Genomic DNA, 18,316 nt, shown 5'->3' with positions numbered 1-18,316 from the left:
TGAGGTTGAAAATATTTATTCACTCTTAGATAAATCTTATCACTCACTTTTGAGGTTACTCGCTGATCTATGAATACTCAAGTAAAGAAAGTTGTTTTAGCACCAATGGAAGGTGTTGCTGATGCATTAATGCGCCGTCTACTCACCTCATTAAATAATTACGATTTTTGTATTACTGAATTTCTACGTATTGTGGACCAGCTTTTACCTGAGCGATGTTTCTACAAAGTTTGCCCTGAATTAGAACAACAAGGTTATACGCAGTCAGGCACACCATTGAGAATGCAGTTACTGGGTCAAGAACCCAACTGGATGGCAGAAAATGCTGTTCGAGCAATAGCACTAGGCTCACATGGTGTTGATCTTAATTTTGGCTGTCCAGCTAAAACCGTTAATAAAAATCGTGGCGGTGCCGCATTACTAAAAACCCCTGAAGATATTTACAAAATAGTGCTAGCGGTAAAAGAAGCGGTTGGCAAAGATGTGGTACTTTCGGCAAAAATTCGCTTAGGCTTTGATGATGCCTCGTTGTTAGATGAGATAGTAAGCGCAATAACTTCTGCCAAGGCCGATCAACTCACCATTCACGCGAGAACTAAAGCCGATGGCTATCGTCCTCCTGCTTACTGGCATTTTATTGCTGGTATTGTCAAAAGATATCCAATAGAAATTTTCGCTAACGGGGAGATTTGGAACTTAGCAGATGCCCACCGTTGCATCGAGGAAAGCCATACGGCTAACTTAATGCTTGGCCGTGGCGCGCTTGCTCTACCAAACCTGGAAGCGGTGATAAAAAACAATCAACAAGCTATGCCTTGGCACCAATTATGTACTCTACTAAAACAATACGGTGAACTTGAATTAATTGGCGATAAAAGCTTTTATTTTTCTAGTCGATTGAAACAGTGGCTACGTTACTTAAGATTACAATACCCCGAGGCAGAACAATTATTTAACGATATAAAAACATTAAAAGACAAAGAGACAATTTTGACATTATTAGATAAATCATCGATGTAAGTTATTAATAATGAATTATTTTAAGAAAATATCGTTCTTCAATGCGATAAAGCCACTGAAAGATTATATCAAAGCCGACTAATAAATATACTTAATGGCGATGCCTGTACGCATTCGTCTGGCATTGTTGTTGCTTTATCGGGGACGAATATAATAAATGATGATGCTGCGATCATTAATTTCATCAATATTTACAGTATTTAGAATATTTATTCTTAACCAGCGAAAAATTTCAGGTAGTATATAGTGATACTTATACTGCTAATGTCACCTATTTATGAACTACCTAAAACTAATACTAATCTCATTGAGCCTATTGCTTACTGCTTGCACAGAAGATGATAATGGCGAAATTAAAACGTCTGAAAGTCCAGAGGTTGTCGCTATCGCTTTTTTTGATGCCTTATATAACGAAAAGAATGTTAAAAAAGCAGCCAAAGTATGTAGCCCGCAATTGTCTCGAATTATCTTACATTACAAGTCACCCAAAGCTGTTGGCCGCCATTTATTTAATATGTCTTACGATTCAGTGGTTGCATCGCCAGATGACAGCGGTGTAAAAGTTCGTGAGCAGTTCAAAGACGCCGCGGTAATTACTGTTTATTTTGATGGTATTTACGATAATAATCGTTTGAAAGACGTTAAGCGTTTATCTCTTATTCAGATAGATGGCGATTGGGTTATTGATAAAATATTAAAAGACCCTTTCTAAATTAATCTTTGCTTTAAAATACACTTTTGACCTATCCTAAAAAAGATAGGTCAAAAAATGATTTATAAACCTAAGACAACACCTTCTCTGCGCGGATCTGCACCGCCAATTAATCCCTGCTCTGTCACTTCAATCGCATGAAGACCACTATTTAAATCTCTAACGATAACTTTATGACCCTTGGCTTCTAAAGCTGGCTTTAATAACACAATATTTGTGCCTTTTTCTAAGGTGGTCACCTTATTACGATTGGTTACTTTTGGTAAATTTATTGCCGTTTGAGGGTCTAACTGCCAATCAATTACACCAACAATGGCTTGCGCAACATAGTTTATAATCCGACTACCGCCAGGTGAACCCACAACAAGTTTTAATGAATTATCTTGGTTAAATACCATCGTAGGAGCCATAGAGCTTCTAGGTCGCTTTAGCGGCTCTAAGCGATTTGCTACCCATTGCCCATTTACTTTTGGCGCCAATGAAAAATCGGTTAATTGATTGTTTAAAATAAAGCCTTCCACCATCACCGCTGAACCAAAAGCCATTTCAACACTGGTCGTCATTGATATCGCATTTCCTTGCTTATCAACAATTGAAATATGACTGGTTGATGGTAACTCTAAAGCAAGATCGTCTGCTTGTGCTAAAGCGCCCTGCGGGAAACCAGCTTGCGCTGTTCCCATATCCTTATCGATATTAATTAATTTCGAGCGTTTTGCTAAATAGTTTGGAGATATTAGTCCCGCAACAGGTACATTAACAAAGTCGTTGTCGGCAATATATCGTTCTCGATCGGCAAAGGCTAAACGTGAACTTTGTGTAAGTAAATGCACGGCCGTTAAACTGTTAGGGCTTTCTTTCGCAAAGTCGTAAGGTTGAAGTTGGGCCAGCAGTTGAATAACAGCAACACCACCAGAACTAGGAGGCGCCATACCACAAATATTAAAGTCGCGATAACGACCACAAACAGCAGGCACTTGTTTAGGCTGATAATTAGCCATATCTTGCAGAGTAAGTCTACCTGGCGCTATGATAGAGTTTTGCACCGCATCAACAATTTTTTCCGCTATCCAACCATGATAAAAAGGTTTAAGTCCATCTTTAGCAATACTTCTATAAACAGCAGCAAGTTTTTTGTTTTTTAAACGATCACCGGCTTCTATGGCAATATTATTAGGGAAGAAATAATTCTTTATTTCAGGCAACTGGCTAATGCCTGGATTAAACTGCATTGATACTAGTTTTTCGAGCCGCGGAGAAACAATAAAACCTTGCTCGGCAAGCTCAATGGCTTCGACAAACAATTCTGACCAAGCAAGCACCCCATATTGTTGATGCGCTTGTTTTAGTGCTGACAACACACCAGGAACACCAACAGAACGACCACCAACAACGGCTTTAATCCAAGAAATTGCTTTACCTTTATCATCTAAAAACAGCTCAGCCGTTGCCAATTTCGGGGCAGTTTCGCGACCATCAAAAGTCGTTAAGAATTGTTCCTTTTTATCCCAATGCAAAATAAAAGCACCACCACCGATCCCCGATGATTGTGGTTCAACTAAGGTCAATACCAGTTGCACAGCAATCGCCGCATCGATGGCACTGCCACCTTTTTTTAGGATGTTGAAACCAACTTGGCTAGCATAAGGATTAGCTGCCGCGATCATAAAGTCTTTGCTGGTAACTGCTTGTTTATGGATAACACCCGTAGCGGCTTCGGGTTCACGGTCTTCTTGCTGTTTTATTATTTCGGCTTGACTAGTAAAGGTAAGTACCAGTGATAGCGTTACCATACTTAAACGCTGAAATAGTGGGATTCGAGACATAGTTTTCCTTAAAAATACATAAACTAGTTTGGGTTAAACGATAACTGAAAATGATTAAATTCTACAAAGCTTGCCAATACTGCTTGATACTTATTTTCTCCATCGCGTTGGTGTTCTAAAACACTAAGCGCATAGCAACAAGCCTCTAGCGATGACAGAGCGTGCTTTTTAGTTGTTTTTCGAATTTGATATTGTCCAACAATATCATTCTCCAAGGTAAAATGCGGCAGTTGTTGCAGCCAAGTGTTGCTCATAAACATTTTATACGCTTTTTTCCAAGTGCCGTCTAAGATAAACAAACACTTAGGTCTTGTTATATTACTATTATTGACACTTAAAACAACGGCATCATTAGCCGGATATAAAACGGCACATTGCTGATGATAATGCTCTAATAGTCTTTGTACTTCAATGTTGTCAGTAAAATTTTCACCCACAATAACTTGGCTATTTTTTAATGACTGATGTAATAAGGTGACACTGCCTTTACTTTGTTTAACTTCTAATGGATGTTGTAAAATCACGATATGAATATCATTATCAACCGATGTGACTAAATGACATAGACAAGATTTTTCAGGACGTTCGCATTGTAAGCAGTATGCTCGGGTCATTAATTTGGGCTTAACAGATAATTATTAACGATGAGTCTACGCTGTTCACCATTAAACGTTAAGAATATTTTCAATATAAAAAACATCTAAAATGCAGTAAAATATATTTTACTCTTTGTTTATAAGCCTATTTTCATGCGATTGTCACTTTCTGCTTTTCCAATTTCTGTTCAACAAGTAACGGTTCCCGCCATAGTTCTGATTATTTCACTGGTTGCTTTTATATTTGATAGTAGTTTCAGTGGTTTTTTTGTTTATCAACGCAGTTTAGTCACACAAGGCGAAGTTTGGCGGGTATTTACCGGGCATTTTTTTCACACCAATGGTGCCCATTTCCTGTTGAATAGTGCAGCGGTTATTATGTTGTGGGCTTTACATGGTCATTTCTACACCATTAAAAGTTATCTGATTGTGTTTATGATAAGTGCTGTTATTTGTGCTGCTGGCATCCATTGGTTTTCGCCAAACATTGAACAATACGTGGGTTTATCCGGTATTTTACATGGCTTGTTTATTTGGGGCGCTATTGAGGATATCAAAGCAAAAGAGCGCACCGGTTACTTATTACTTATTGGAGTAATTTTAAAGATAGCTCACGAACAATATTATGGCGCAAGTGAAGACGTCGCTGACTTGATTGGCGCTAACGTAGCAATAAATGCTCATTTATGGGGGGCATTAGGTGGTGTGCTTGCCATATTATTTTTAATGGCTATCAAATCATTTTCACTAAAAAAAACATTAAGGTAAAGACTGATTTTTCTTAAAAAATCGTCGATAACACCTGCTTTTTTCAACGCGATTAATGTCTTATTATATTGTTTTATCGATATATTAGAATTAGCTGAAAGTGCGCTAAGGATATTATGCTCACTTATCACTGAGCTTGGAATTTTATATTACTCCAGCTGCTCAATTTCTCAGTAATAGCATCATTAATATCTTTTATGGTACCTGACACTGACCTTCCCTTTACGATAATGGCATAAGGGAAATAGTTATCCTCCCCAAAACTGACTTTACATACCGCTTTAGCCTGAGCATTTACAATAAAATCGAGATAAAATAACATCAAAAATATTAGTTTCATCTTCCTTTAACCATTTTATTTCAATGAGTAGAGTGTCGTTCTTTTCTTCGTCAAAAAAAAAGGTTACCGCTCTTAATTCATAAGAAAGGTAACCCTTTAGTCTTGCAAGTTTTACATAAGTTACAAGGTATTTTCAAATAACTTATAGATGCGTCGATATTCATTTAACCAAGAACTTGGCTGGACAAAACCATGAGGTTCGACTGGATAAATAGCCGTTTCGAAGTTTTGCTTTTCTAACTCAATCAAGCGTTGCACCAAACGTACGGTATCTTGAAAAAAGACATTGTCGTCGACCATTGGCGCATTAATTAATAAGGGTTTTTCTAAGCCCTCAGCAAAATAAATAGGTGAACTTCTCTCATAAGCAATTGCGTCATCGCCAGGGGTGTTCAAAATATTTGAGGTATAACCATGATTATAATAGGCCCAGTCAGAAACTAAGCGCAGTGCCGAACCTGACTGAAATAAATCAGGCTGAGTGAACATAGACATTAAGGTTAGAAAGCCGCCATACGAACCGCCATAAGTACCAATACGTTGACGGTCGACATTAGCATTATCAACTAACCAGTTTACGCCATCACGCATATCTTGTACTTCAGGTTTACCCATGTGGCGATAGATAGCTGTTCGCCAATCACGGCCGTATCCTGCAGAAGCACGATAATCCATATCAATAACGACATAACCTTGTTGCACTAACATACTATGGAACATGTATTCTCTAAAATACCCAGACCAACCTAAATGAGAGTTTTGTAGATAGCCAGCGCCATGGCTAAACATTACCGCGCGATTTTTATCAGCCGTTTTATCATAGTCTTTTGGTAAATAAACACGAGAATAAACAGGTTCATCTTGATACGAAGAAGGCACAGCAACCACACTTGGCGCAGTCCAAGGCATACTTAAGAATTTTTCAGAGACCGTATGAGTTAAGCGTATCGCCGTAGCATCATCTTTAAGTGCTTTAACATAAAGCTCTGGAGGCATAGCTACTGTTGAATGTTCAATTAATAAGGTTGAATCATCTGGGCTTAATGCATAGTCATTCATACCACCTAAATCAGTTAAAGCACTGAACTGACCAGATTTTATATCTACTTGATAGATTTCATAAATACCAGGGTGTTTCTTATTCGCTTTAAAGACGAAACGTGACTTATCTTGCGTTAGGCTCACATCACTGATTTCAAATTGACCACGGGTGAGTTGTTTGGCTTTACCTGCTAAGTTTTTACTGTAAAGATGAGAATAGCCAGTTTCTTCTGAGAGGTAGTACAAGGTATTGTCACCTTTTAACCAACCAAACTCATTAAAGCTCCAGTTGATCCAAGCATCATCATGTAAGCGATGTTGGCTCTCTAGCTTATTCTCCATTAAATTAACCGTTGTTAACCAACGGTCTTTGTTGTCCCATGCTTCTAGCAATACTGCAACTTGTTTACCGTTTTCGTGCCATTGAATAGGGGAATTAGCTTGCATAACATGAATATTACGGGGTGATTTTTGCGACTGATAAACCTTACCTTCTCGTTGATAGTTCTCAGTTTTCACATTGGCAAGTACATCTTCATCAGCACCGGGTAAAACGTCGTAAGAAAGTGGGAATTGTTGACCTGACTTTAAATCAAGTAAAAAAAGCTCATCATTATATTGACGATTATCAGCAACACGCTGACGGACCTTTTCCGCTTTTATATGACCATCATCGGCAATATAGTTAGGCATAATATCACTATCAGCTTGGCTTGATTCACCGCTACTAATACTGACAATAAGCTTATCACCGTTGGGCGATAGACTCGCGTGATTGATACGTTTATTATCACCTAAATAGAAATCACTCTTAGTCAGTGTAGCGTTTTGCGCTTTGAGTTTTTCTTGTTGATTATTTCGCAGTTCGCTATTTCTTTTTTGCAAGGCAACATAAGCGATTAAGTCATGTTGTTCACTGGCAATATAGCTCTGACTCTCCTCACTGTCTTTAGGATCTTTTTTTAATTGTAAATTAGCTAATTCAATAATTTTGTTACTGGATAAGTCATGTTCAAAAAATTTGTTGCCAACTCGGTAAGCGACATTACCATTATTTAAAAACATCGTTGAATATTCATAAGCTGACGTATAAGTCAGTTGTTGAACATCTAAACTCGCCAGCTCTTTGACAAAAACATTGCCTTCAAAAGTGTAAACTTCATGCGTATTGGCTTTATTTCGCTGTGCATTTATATCACTGACCACATGCATTTGCGCTAATTTAACTTTTTCTGCTTCCTTGTCCAACGTCGCTTGGCGGTATAAATCACTTAGTGGACTACCAGCACGCTTTTGTTTGTAAAAAATAGTTTGATTATCATCGCCCCAATACCAACTTTGTGGTGAACGCCCCATCCAATCTGGGTCAGACATAATTTGTTCTAAGGTGATTAATAAGTCGTTATTTGCTAACAAAGACTCTTTTGGGGTAACGGCTTTAGCAATAGCGATTGTCTTTACTTCTTTAGCGGCCGCCACAGATTTATTATTGCTGTAGTTATCATCTAAAATATTTTCAGCCGATTGATCAGCCGTTGTTGTTACACAGGCAACTAAAGATAAACTTATAGCAGCGGTTAATATTTTTATTTTCATAGGTAAGAGACTTATTTTAATCGTGAATTTTGAGAATGGACATCAGATAGTTAGTTATACTCAACCCGATAAATTTATACAATCAAATAGTAAATTTAACTGGCGGCAAAGTGTAATCTTATGCGACCAACCGCAATAAAGTTGCGTCATAATGTAAGGAGGCTTTTTAAATCATGCCCATGCATCAATAAAGGATACAATTAAAATGATAATTTGCTATAATCGCGCGCCTTGTTCTATACAACAAATTATTGTTTTTTGTATTGACCAGCGACAATAAAATCTTATTAACACAATCCTAGGCCAAATTATGCTCACACAAGTAAAAACCTCATTGTTCGAATACCCAAAATACTGGGCTGAATGCTATGGAACAGCGCCGTTTTTACCTATGTCTCGAAGTGAGATGGACACGCTTGGTTGGGATTCTTGTGATATTATTTTAGTAACTGGCGATGCTTATGTTGACCATCCAAGTTTTGGAATGGCAATTATTGGTCGGATGTTAGAGTCGCAAGGGTTTCGTGTTGGTATTATCGCTCAACCTGCATGGCATACCAAAGATGCCTTTATGGAGTTAGGTCAGCCTAATCTATTTTTTGGCGTTACAGCCGGAAATATGGATTCAATGATCAATCGTTATACTGCTGAACGTCGAATGCGTCATGACGATGCCTACACGCCAAACGATGAAGGCGGCAAACGTCCAGACAGAGCAGTAACTGCATATACTCAGCGCTGTAAAGAAGCTTATAAAGGTGTGCCGGTAATTATTGGCGGCATCGAAGCAAGTTTACGTCGCATTGCCCACTACGATTACTGGACAGACAAAGTACGTCAATCGGTATTATTTGATTCAAAAGCAGATATCCTCGTCTACGGTAATGCCGAACGCCCCTTAATTGAAATTGCCCACCGTATTGCAAATGGTGAGGAAGTTAAAAATATCACTGATGTTCGCGGTAGTGCTTTTCTTGCTAACCAAGTATTACCCAACTGGAAAGGTATCGACTCTCGTTCGATAGATAAACCCGGTAAAATAGACCCAATAATCAGTCCTTATCAAGAAATCACCTCTACTGATTGTTCTGAGAACAGTGCAGAAGCAGATGCTGCGGCTAAAAACACCGACACTGATATAACCAAAACAGCACAAGTGATTGAACTGACACCGCATCGGGCAGAGCAACATAAAAATAAATCTTGGGCCGATAAAAAGAAGCCTTGGGAAACAACTTATATTAACTTACCTACTTTCGAACAAGTACGTGATAATAAAGTATTGTATGCCCATGCTTCGCGTATTTTTCACCAGGAAGTTAACCCTACTTCTGCTAAACCTTTAGTACAGCGTCATGGCAGCAGACTTATTTGGTTAAATCCACCTGCAACCCCCTTAACAGAAAGTGAAATGGATGGTGTATTTGGCTTACCTTATGCCCGAGTACCGCACCCAAGTTACGGTGATGCAAAAATCCCTGCCTATGACATGATAAAAACTTCGGTTAACATCATGCGTGGTTGTTTTGGTGGTTGTACTTTTTGTTCGATAACAGAGCATGAAGGCAGAATTATTCAGAGTCGTTCACAAGAATCAATACTCAATGAAATAAAAGATATTCAACTAAAAGTACCAGGATTTACCGGTGTAATATCTGACTTAGGTGGTCCTACCGCCAATATGTATCAGCTAAATTGTAAAAGTGAAAAAGCTGAGGCAACCTGTCGTAAACCCTCTTGTGTATGGCCAACAATATGTGGTCATTTAGATACAGATCATACGCCTACTATTGAGCTATATCGTGCTGCAAGAAAAATACCTGGTATCAAGAAAGTATTAATCGCATCAGGCGTTAGGTACGATTTAGCGATTCAAGATCCGGAATATGTCAAAGAACTAGCGACACATCATGTTGGAGGTTACTTAAAAATAGCCCCAGAGCATACTGAGGAAGGTCCTTTAAATAGCATGATGAAGCCAGGTATGGGCAGCTATGATAAATTTAAAGAAATGTTTGATCATTACTCTAAGTTAGCCGGTAAAAAACAATATTTAATTCCATACTTTATTTCTGCACATCCAGGCACAACAGATCGTGATATGGTTAACTTAGCACTTTGGTTAAAAAGTAATGATTTTAAATTAGACCAAGTTCAAAACTTTTATCCATCACCTTTAGCCAATGCCACCACTTTGTACCACACTGAAATAGATTCACTGCGAAACGTTAATAAAAACAGCAAGAGTGTTGCCGTACCTAAAGGCACTATTCAGCGTCGCTTACATAAAGCTATATTACGTTATCATGATCCCGCTAACTGGCCGATGCTTCGCCAAGCTTTTACTAAAATGGGCTTAGGAAAGACGCTAATTGGTTCTAAACCGGGCTGTCTGGTACCCAACGAAACCCGTGGCGAGAAAGAACAGCAACACTATAAGAATAACGGTAAAGGAAAAAATAACGCTAAAGGAAATAAAACCACCTTTGGCAAAAAGCCAGTAACAACTAAGCCGGCTTATGGCAAGAAGCCGTCGACAAGTTCAGCTGCTGAGAAAAGTAAGCAAGGCTTAACACGTTTCTCTGAAAACCAGTTTGATGATAGAAAGCCAAAGCAACCATTTGGTAAAAAGAAAAAGTAATATTATCTGCCCAAAAATAAAGCCGCGTTTACTTGATAAGTAAACGCGGCTTTTTAGTAAAAAAAATAAATGATATTAGATAAATAATAACCCATTAAAATTAGTGTGAGCAATATCTTGAATCCGTTATCAATGTTAAGTCACTGTTTTATTATTACCTTTGACATCGTTCGGAAATTCAAGAGAAAAACAACACCCTTCGCCCAGTGCTGAAGTAAGTAGCACCTTGCCGTTATGCTTATCCATTATTGTTTTAACAATCGTTAAGCCAACGCCAGTACCTTTTGTTGCGGAAAGCTTTTCAAAGATACCAAAAATTAAGCTATGGTATTTTGAGTCAATGCCTATACCGTTGTCTCTTACATGAATTGTTGTCGATAATTTTGTTTGGCTGGTAAAAATGTCAATAAGCAAAGGAGTCACTGGATCTCGATAGCGTATGGCGTTGCTGAGTAAATTCAGTATCCCCTCAGACACCAAGCGTTGATTGGCATTTACGGTATGTAAATTGTCAGCTAGGTTAATAGTAGCATTGGCTTTGAGAAGTCCCTCTTCTAATGCGGCACTTTGTTGTTCGACGACTTGCTTAACATTAATCGCAGAGGTTTCTATAGCTTGTTGAACAATACGAGATAAATCGAGTAAATCGGTTAATACCCTCTCCATATTATCAACATTTTCGATGATGCGACTCATGCGATATGTTTGCTTTTCGGTCAACTTATCAACAAGTTCTAATTGTAATTTATGACTAAAAGCGGAAATGGTGACTAATGGCGATTTAAGATCGTGTGAAACGGTATAGATAAACTGTTCCATTTCTTTGTTCTTATTAACTAATTGCTTGTTGAGTTTAATCGCTTGACGTCTTTCTTTTTCAACATCTTCCATCATACTCAATAAGATGGCTTGTGAACGAGCCATCTCAGCTTTATGCCTTTCCATCTTAATGTTTAACATAGTACTTTGCGCAAGTGCATTCTGCTGATCTTTAAAGAAAAAACGGATGATGGCGACTAAGGTCAATAACAAAGCAACTAGCACAATAAAGCCAAATTTAAGGCTATTATGAAGTAAGCCAGACATCTGCTCTTCAAGTAAAATCGCAATTTTATCAGCGACAACTTTTATTTCAATATGAGAAGGCTCATCGTCGTAACGCAAATAATTATCGACTTCACTTATGCTCATATTTTTCTCTGTCAAGGCTGGTAACAAGGATAACCTTTCCTTATAAGCCATCAGCATGTCTCTTACCGCTAACATGTTAAGTTGCCCAAGAATTAACGCACCTTGTGCTTCTAGTTTATCTAATTGGATGTTTGCCTTACGGTAGTTTTCAAAAGCATCCGCCCGATAGTGCGGTTCATTGGGCCGTAAGATCGCATTTTTAAAATTATGTATTAAACCAACATAACCAATCTGACTTTGCAGTTTGATAATAACCGAATACACCGAAACGCGTTGCTCACGCATGTCTTTTTGTTTCGATACGTAATCGAGTGCAATAAGGACTTCTAGTGTGATAAAGAATAATAATAGCGCAGTTAACACCGAATTCTTAGAATTCATCAATATTCCAAATAAAAGCGAATGTGCAATAAAAATTTAATATAGACAACGCGGCGAAGTTAAACATCGTAGACGTGCTCTCGCTTAAGTTCGATCATCAAGGCATTAACTTCTTTTTTTAATTCGATGACGCGTTCTTCTCGGTCGAGTGTTGCAGAATAAACTGAACTCATTTGGGCATTTTTATGTTTTAACGCCTCAACTTCCTTTAGTGCATCATGATATTTAATTTCGACACCCGGTAATTGAATAAGATCGGGTAATCTTGGTGCTAAAACAATGGCAGTCAAAATAGAAGTAAAAGCGGTTAAGGCTTTTATCCAGCCTTGGTACTCATACGCAGGATACCAAGTAACATAAATAGCGACAAAATGGGTGGTACCACAAAAGAAAATAAACGCCATAAATAAGGCAAATATATCTTTATATGGCACACTTTCTTTTCTCTTGTAGAGTAATATACCCAAAATAATAGTGATCAGATAATAGGCTACACCTATAGTGATATCAGAGATAACATGGGTCCATAAAATATCGGGTCGCCAAAGGTAGCAATGTCCGTGTGGCATAAAATTGGGGTTAGCAAATTGCTGTAACCATTCGTTCATAGGTATTCCTAATATGGATTATTTTTATATTTATATTTATATTTATATTTTTGGAAAAAGCAATTCAAAGCAACATCCTTGATCTATTTCAGAGGTTAGAGTCACTAAACCGCTGTGTTTTTCCATTACTGCCTTAACAATAGTCAAGCCAATTCCAGTCCCTTCACCTTCAACAATCTGCTCAAAAATATGAAAAGCACGTGCGTGATCATTATTTTCGATACCCAAGCCATTGTCACGGATAAATAAAGATATCGATGTATCTGATACTTCAGTATGAATTTTTACTTGTAGATCCCGCTCAACGCTCCGATATTGCAAGGCATTTTTTAATAAGTTATCGATACATTGTGAAAAAAGTGGCTGATGAGTCAAAATGGAGTGTAAGGGTCTAGTTAAGATAAGCTCAGCGTTCAATATTCTGTTTTTAGTTAACAATCTCTGCCAATTTTTTTCAATAAGACTAGTTACATCATGAGGTTCTTTAGTGATATCCCCTTTCATGACTCTAGAAAGCTCAAGTAAATTAGTCAGCAGATCCCCCATATGCTGAACATTTTTAAGTATTCTGCTAAAACGGTGCTGCTGCTTTTCGGTAGTTTGAGACAATAATTCTTTTGCTAACGTGGACGTAAAACCGTTAATAGTGACCAAAGGTGATTTCAAGTCATGTGATACCGCAAAAACAAACTGTTCAAGTTCCTTATTTTTTGCCACTAATGTACTCGTTAATGACAACGACTTCGAAACAAGGCTATCTTTGATACGGGCAACTTTATTGAGCTCTAAATGGGCAACAACTTGCTGAGCAATAATGGTTAACTGTTTTTTTTGAATATCGGTAAATTGTGACGGTTTGTTGTCGATGGCACATAAAGTCCCCAACCTTAGACCTTCAGGTGTTATCAATGGAGCACCTGCATAAAAAATAACTTGAGCGGGTCCGGTTACTAAAGGGTTGTCATGAAAACGTTTATCTTTACGACTGTCCTGTATTTCAAAGACGTCATCATGATGAATAGCATGCGCACAAAAGGCAATATCACGCGGAGTCTCTCCTACTTCAAGCCCGTAATGAGACTTAAACCATTGTCGCTTTTCGTCGATAAAAGAAATTAGCACAATAGGAGTACCACAGACACTGGAGACAAGCTCGGTGAGCTGATCATAGGCTAGCTCAGATGGCGTATCTAAAATATTATACTCATCTAATGCTGCTAAACGAGCGAGTTCATTGTCGGGTATTAAAGCTGATATCATCGATTGCTCACTCCACTTATATCAAGTTATACGTTAGGATTAGTGATATATAAAACCATTAAATTATGCGCTCTGTGCAAGCAACTTTTCTTCTAACATATGTGCTGGCATAGGCTTACCCAGTAAATAACCTTGTATCTTATCTATTTTAAGCTCATGACAAACTAATAACTGACTCTCTGTTTCTATACCTTCAGCAACAACAATGAAATCAAGAAGCTTAAGCATAATTGTAACGGCTTCAAGCAAGCTTTTTTTCTTATTAACGTTTGGCTCCTTGTTTTGTAAAGACTTGTCGAGTTTAACGATATCAATAGGGAAGTTATTTAAATGAGCAATAGAAGAAAATCCCATACCAAAATCATCTAATGCTATTTGGAAACCTTGAGATGATAATGAATGAAGTGTTTCTCGCGTTACTTCATCGTCTTCTAAAAGTGCTGTTTCAGTGATTTCTAAGATAATGGTACTAGGTAGAACTCCGTGCCGTGTCGTTTCGTCTTTTATTTTTTTAGTTAATTGGGGATCTTGCAATTGTAAGGCTGAGATATTGATGGCCATGGAGAAATCATCGGCAAATCGTCTTTGCCATGATGCTAAGTCAGTTAGTGCGGTGGTAAGTACCCATTGACCGAGATCATGAATCAATCGTGTTTCTTCAGCAACAGGAATAAATTCATCAGGCGTATATGACTTCGGTGATTCAGGCCATCTAATAAGGGCTTCAACCCCGGTAATTTGATCGTTGTCTGCACAAAATACCGGTTGATAAAATAGTCTAAACGATGATTTACGTAGGATTTCACTCATTTCACTTTGAATCAAAAAACGGCGATTAAATTCATTTTGATAATGCGATTCATAGAATCTTAAAGCGTTTTTACCATTTTGTTTTGCTCTGTACATCGCTATATCAGCGCACTTGACCAATTGTACTCGGCTATCCGCATCATTTGGGTATAAGGCAGCTCCCATGCTAATAGTACATTTAATACGATGACCATCGATTAAAAATGGCTTTTGAAATGATGTTAAAATACGATTGGCGATCATATTAACTTCTTCGACAGAATGGACATTGGCTAAGGTGATAGCAAATTCGTCACCACCTAGTCGAGCGAAACCATCATTGATCCTTAAGCATTCTTTAACTCTGCCAACCAAATCGACCAGTAATTGATCTCCTGCATGATGGCCCAGTGAGTCATTAACATGTTTAAAGTCGTCTAAATCCAAGGCTAGCATACCGACAGATAGCTTTGAACGGTCGCTATTAGCAATCATAAACTTGAGGGTTTCATCAAAATAATAGCGATTATGTAGACCCGTTAATTGATCTGTTTCAGCCATGTTTTTTAAAGCTAAGTAGCTTTCATGCATTTGCTGCTCCATTTCAAAGCGTTTCTTAGAATGTATAATCGCTTGATGGAGTTTGACATGCGAGATGTCAATTTTAGGGATAAAGTCTTGTGCTCCAGCTTCAATACAGTTCAACGCAATTGAACTGTCTTGTGCGGCACTAATAACAATAATAGCGGTATTACCAAGATTTGGGCGAGAACGAATGTCGATAATCATTTCAATACCGTTAACTTCAGGCATATGATAATCAAGTAAAATAACATCAAAGGTTTCTGCTTCAATTAGGGCAAGCCCTTTGGCGACAGAGTCAGCCTCTTTCACTTCGTAGCTATTTTGTAAAGATGTACTCAACGCTCTTTTTACCAGCGCACTATCAATTTCATCGTCATCAACAATCAAAATTCTCATTTAGTACCCATCCTGGTATGAACATCTGCTTTTACACACAAACACAAGGACATCCATAACCTGTTCTGAAAATCAACAATACAATTGATACACATTTACATTAGCAACCTAAGTTGATAATGTCTAATTTTCATCGATATATTCGCATTTCATTAATGACATAGGAAAACACATATCATGAAAGTAATGGTAATAGAGGACAACCCTGATCATTTTGAGATTATTGAAGATGCTTTTGCATCTATTACAGAAATACATGTTCATGTCGTAAGGTCAGAAACTTTATCTGCAGGTGCTGCAAGACTTTCCTCTGAACACTTTGATATATGCCTGTGTGACTTACAACTGCCTGATTCCACTATAAGGGAAACTGTACTGTGGTTAAGTCTACAAACGAATCCCTTGCCAATGGTGATATTGACCTCAGTAAACAGTATTGAAATTGCGCAAACATTGCTCAACAAAGGTGTTCAAGATTATTTATCTAAAGACGAATTAACACCACAGTTATTATATAAAACATGTTGTTATGCTATAGAGAGATTTAGGCACCAACAAGAATTTGCTGGATATAATCAAGACATGCAAGCATTTTGTGCTAGCTTGTCTCATGATTTCAATGGTCATATTAGTCGTATTATGGGGGTGTCTAAGGCATTAAAAGCTGATTTAACCTCAAGAATAGACTGTACACCCAATGAATTAAAATGGTTTGACTACCTTGAGAAAAGTACCACGGATGTACATAGCTTAGTATCAGACTTACAAAGTTACTTATCTGTAGGCTATACAAATCAAGTATTCGAAACAGTTAACTTAAAGCAGGTTATTACTAAAGCGGTTAGATCACTTAAAGACACAATACAAACGGATTTTAAAGTGAATATACCGGATGAGCTGGCTAATATCTCAGGTAACATTGCTTTGTTACAACTATTGTTCCAAAATCTAATTGCTAACAGCATAAAATTTAATAATAGCTTACCAATTATCGACATAGTCATGGATGATACCGGTAATTATATTAAAGTGTTATTGCAAGACAATGGTATCGGTTTCGATCCAATACATGTTGATAAAATATTCTCGCCGTTTAATCGACTAGTTAATGGTAAAAAATTCTCAGGCTCAGGCTTAGGCTTAAGTATTGTTAAGCGTATTATTGAACATCATAGTGGTAGTATCGAAGCGAAATCTGAATTAGGTGTAGGAAGTCTATTTACCGTAAAATTTAAGAAAGTCAAAGTAATAGCTAAACAAACTGGTTAAATCGTTTTAGTATCGCTAAACAGACAGGGAAAAATTATGGATAATCTTAAAGCAATTTCAGCCTTAATGGTTGAAGACAATATTGATCATGCTGAACTGATGATGGATGCTTTTAGTGATTTTAATATTAAAAATACAATTGCGCATGTTATGGATGGTGAGCAAGCGGTTGCTTACTTGAGAAATGAAGCCCCCTTTGAAGATAGTAGTCAATTTACGCGTCCAGATATTATCTTTCTCGATATTAGAATGCCAAGACAAGGCGGTATAGAAACGTTAAAAATAATCAAAGCCGATCCAACTCTGTGTGTTATTCCTGTGGTAATGATAAGTACGTCAAGCACAGCACCCGAAATAGAGGAATGTTATAGCTTAGGTGCTAGTGGCTATATTACTAAGCCTTTACAGTTTGATGATTTCGTTAATAAAATGAAAGAGCTAAATTACTATTGGGTACTAACCTCTGAGTTACCTAGCTAAAAAAATCCTATTGTTGCTAAGAGTTTAATTATTATATTATTAGTATCATGAAAATTTAAACTAGTAATTTTTAAAGTGCTAGCAATCAAACAGCCCATTACGTTATCTTTATTAGAGCTGAGAATGTATTACTCTGATATGGCCATATCGAACATAAGTCACACTACCGTTGGTGCTACTGCTCTACGGTATAAATCCTGTATTTTTAAACACCAGAAAGCAAAAAACCCGTTACGTTAGTAACGGGTTTCTCTAAATAGGAGCTTAGCAATGTCCTACTCTCACATGGGCAAGTCGAACATAAGTCACACTACCGTTGGTGCTACTACTCTACAGGTATAAATGATTTATTTTTAAACGCCACAAAGCAAAAAACCCGACTCTTTCGAATCGGGTTTCTGACGTGTAGGGATATACTAATGTCGCGTTGCCAAGGATGGCAAAGAGCGACCTAAATAGGAGCGGAGAATGTCCTACTCTCACATGGGCATGTCGGACATAAATCACACTACCGTTGGCACTACTACTTAATTAATTATAAATGGTATATTTTCAGACGCCAGAAAGCAAAAAACCCGTTACGTTAGTAACGGGTTTTTCTTAATTAGAAGCCTAGCAATGTCCTACTCTCACATGGGAACTCCCACACTACCATCGGCGCTACTGCGTTTCACTTCTGAGTTCGGAATGGGATCAGGTGGTGCCACAGTGCTATTGTCGCTAGACAAAAAGGTTACAATCTTGAAAGCTGTTGCTCGCTAGAGCCATAAATATAAAAGCGTTTTCTTATTCAATTCATTACAGTGCGTGAAGTTAT

Annotated in this window: 14 protein-coding genes and 1 rRNA gene; 6 read left to right on the top strand and 9 right to left on the bottom strand. The window is 37.7% G+C overall.

Going from position 1 to position 18,316, the window contains the following annotated elements:
* Positions 1–69 precede the first annotated feature (69 nt).
* Together A3Q34_RS16740 and A3Q34_RS16735 are read left to right on the top strand one after the other, a co-directional pair.
* On the top strand, positions 70–1,020 hold the full coding sequence (locus A3Q34_RS16740) for a tRNA-dihydrouridine synthase (protein ID WP_070376382.1): 951 nt from the start codon (positions 70–72) through the stop codon (positions 1,018–1,020).
* A 316-nt stretch (positions 1,021–1,336) separates the two neighbouring features.
* On the top strand, positions 1,337–1,732 hold the full coding sequence (locus A3Q34_RS16735; protein WP_231907377.1) for a hypothetical protein: 396 nt from the start codon (positions 1,337–1,339) through the stop codon (positions 1,730–1,732).
* Positions 1,733–1,794: 62 nt separating this feature from the next.
* Here the strand turns inward: A3Q34_RS16735 and ggt are convergent, their stop codons facing one another.
* Both ggt and A3Q34_RS16725 read right to left on the bottom strand, forming a co-directional pair.
* Complete coding sequence (ggt, locus tag A3Q34_RS16730) at positions 1,795–3,558, bottom strand: gamma-glutamyltransferase (protein ID WP_070376380.1); 1,764 nt, start codon at positions 3,556–3,558, stop codon at positions 1,795–1,797.
* 23 nt (positions 3,559–3,581) lie between these two features.
* A complete protein-coding gene (locus A3Q34_RS16725; protein ID WP_070376379.1) occupies positions 3,582–4,172 on the bottom strand; it encodes a tRNA-uridine aminocarboxypropyltransferase in 591 nt (196 codons plus the stop codon).
* 135 nt (positions 4,173–4,307) lie between these two features.
* Here A3Q34_RS16725 and rrtA point away from each other — a divergent pair, with 135 nt between their 5' ends.
* A complete protein-coding gene (gene rrtA, locus A3Q34_RS16720; protein ID WP_070376378.1) occupies positions 4,308–4,922 on the top strand; it encodes a rhombosortase in 615 nt (204 codons plus the stop codon).
* Positions 4,923–5,049: 127 nt separating this feature from the next.
* Here the strand turns inward: rrtA and A3Q34_RS16715 are convergent, their stop codons facing one another.
* Positions 5,050–5,262, bottom strand: a complete 213-nt coding sequence (locus tag A3Q34_RS16715; protein ID WP_070376377.1) for a hypothetical protein — start codon at positions 5,260–5,262, stop codon at positions 5,050–5,052.
* A gap of 120 nt (positions 5,263–5,382) precedes the next feature.
* Entirely contained in the window at positions 5,383–7,899 is a 2,517-nt protein-coding gene (locus tag A3Q34_RS16710; protein WP_070376376.1) for a S9 family peptidase, read from the bottom strand.
* A gap of 310 nt (positions 7,900–8,209) precedes the next feature.
* Between A3Q34_RS16710 and A3Q34_RS16705 the strand changes: the two genes are divergently transcribed.
* A complete protein-coding gene (locus A3Q34_RS16705) occupies positions 8,210–10,540 on the top strand; it encodes a YgiQ family radical SAM protein (RefSeq protein ID WP_070376375.1) in 2,331 nt (776 codons plus the stop codon).
* 135 nt (positions 10,541–10,675) lie between these two features.
* Here A3Q34_RS16705 and A3Q34_RS16700 read toward each other — a convergent pair whose 3' ends face one another.
* The 4 genes from A3Q34_RS16700 to A3Q34_RS16685 form a co-directional block, all read right to left on the bottom strand.
* The gene (locus A3Q34_RS16700) at positions 10,676–12,112 is read right to left on the bottom strand and encodes a sensor histidine kinase (protein WP_070376374.1); all 1,437 of its coding nucleotides are present in this window, start codon (positions 12,110–12,112) and stop codon (positions 10,676–10,678) included.
* Between the two features lie 59 nt (positions 12,113–12,171).
* Positions 12,172–12,720, bottom strand: a complete 549-nt coding sequence (locus tag A3Q34_RS16695; RefSeq protein ID WP_070376373.1) for a hypothetical protein — start codon at positions 12,718–12,720, stop codon at positions 12,172–12,174.
* A gap of 42 nt (positions 12,721–12,762) precedes the next feature.
* Entirely contained in the window at positions 12,763–13,980 is a 1,218-nt protein-coding gene (locus A3Q34_RS16690; protein ID WP_070376372.1) for a sensor histidine kinase, read from the bottom strand.
* A 63-nt stretch (positions 13,981–14,043) separates the two neighbouring features.
* Entirely contained in the window at positions 14,044–15,750 is a 1,707-nt protein-coding gene (locus tag A3Q34_RS16685; protein ID WP_070376371.1) for a two-component system response regulator, read from the bottom strand.
* A 177-nt stretch (positions 15,751–15,927) separates the two neighbouring features.
* On the opposite strand from A3Q34_RS16685, the gene A3Q34_RS16680 reads away from it, so the two are divergent.
* Both A3Q34_RS16680 and A3Q34_RS16675 read left to right on the top strand, forming a co-directional pair.
* Positions 15,928–17,019 carry a hybrid sensor histidine kinase/response regulator gene (locus tag A3Q34_RS16680; RefSeq protein WP_070376370.1) on the top strand — a complete coding sequence of 364 codons (1,092 nt, stop codon included), beginning with the start codon at positions 15,928–15,930 and terminating at the stop codon, positions 17,017–17,019.
* A gap of 36 nt (positions 17,020–17,055) precedes the next feature.
* A complete protein-coding gene (locus tag A3Q34_RS16675) occupies positions 17,056–17,499 on the top strand; it encodes a response regulator (RefSeq protein WP_070376369.1) in 444 nt (147 codons plus the stop codon).
* 610 nt (positions 17,500–18,109) lie between these two features.
* Here A3Q34_RS16675 and rrf read toward each other — a convergent pair.
* Positions 18,110–18,224, bottom strand: a 5S ribosomal RNA gene (rrf, locus tag A3Q34_RS16670).
* Positions 18,225–18,316 lie beyond the last annotated feature (92 nt).

The sequence above is a fragment of the Colwellia sp. PAMC 20917 genome, from assembly GCF_001767295.1.
Taxonomy (GTDB): Bacteria; Pseudomonadota; Gammaproteobacteria; order Enterobacterales; family Alteromonadaceae; genus Colwellia_A.
This window is presented reverse-complemented; position numbering and strand designations above follow the sequence as displayed.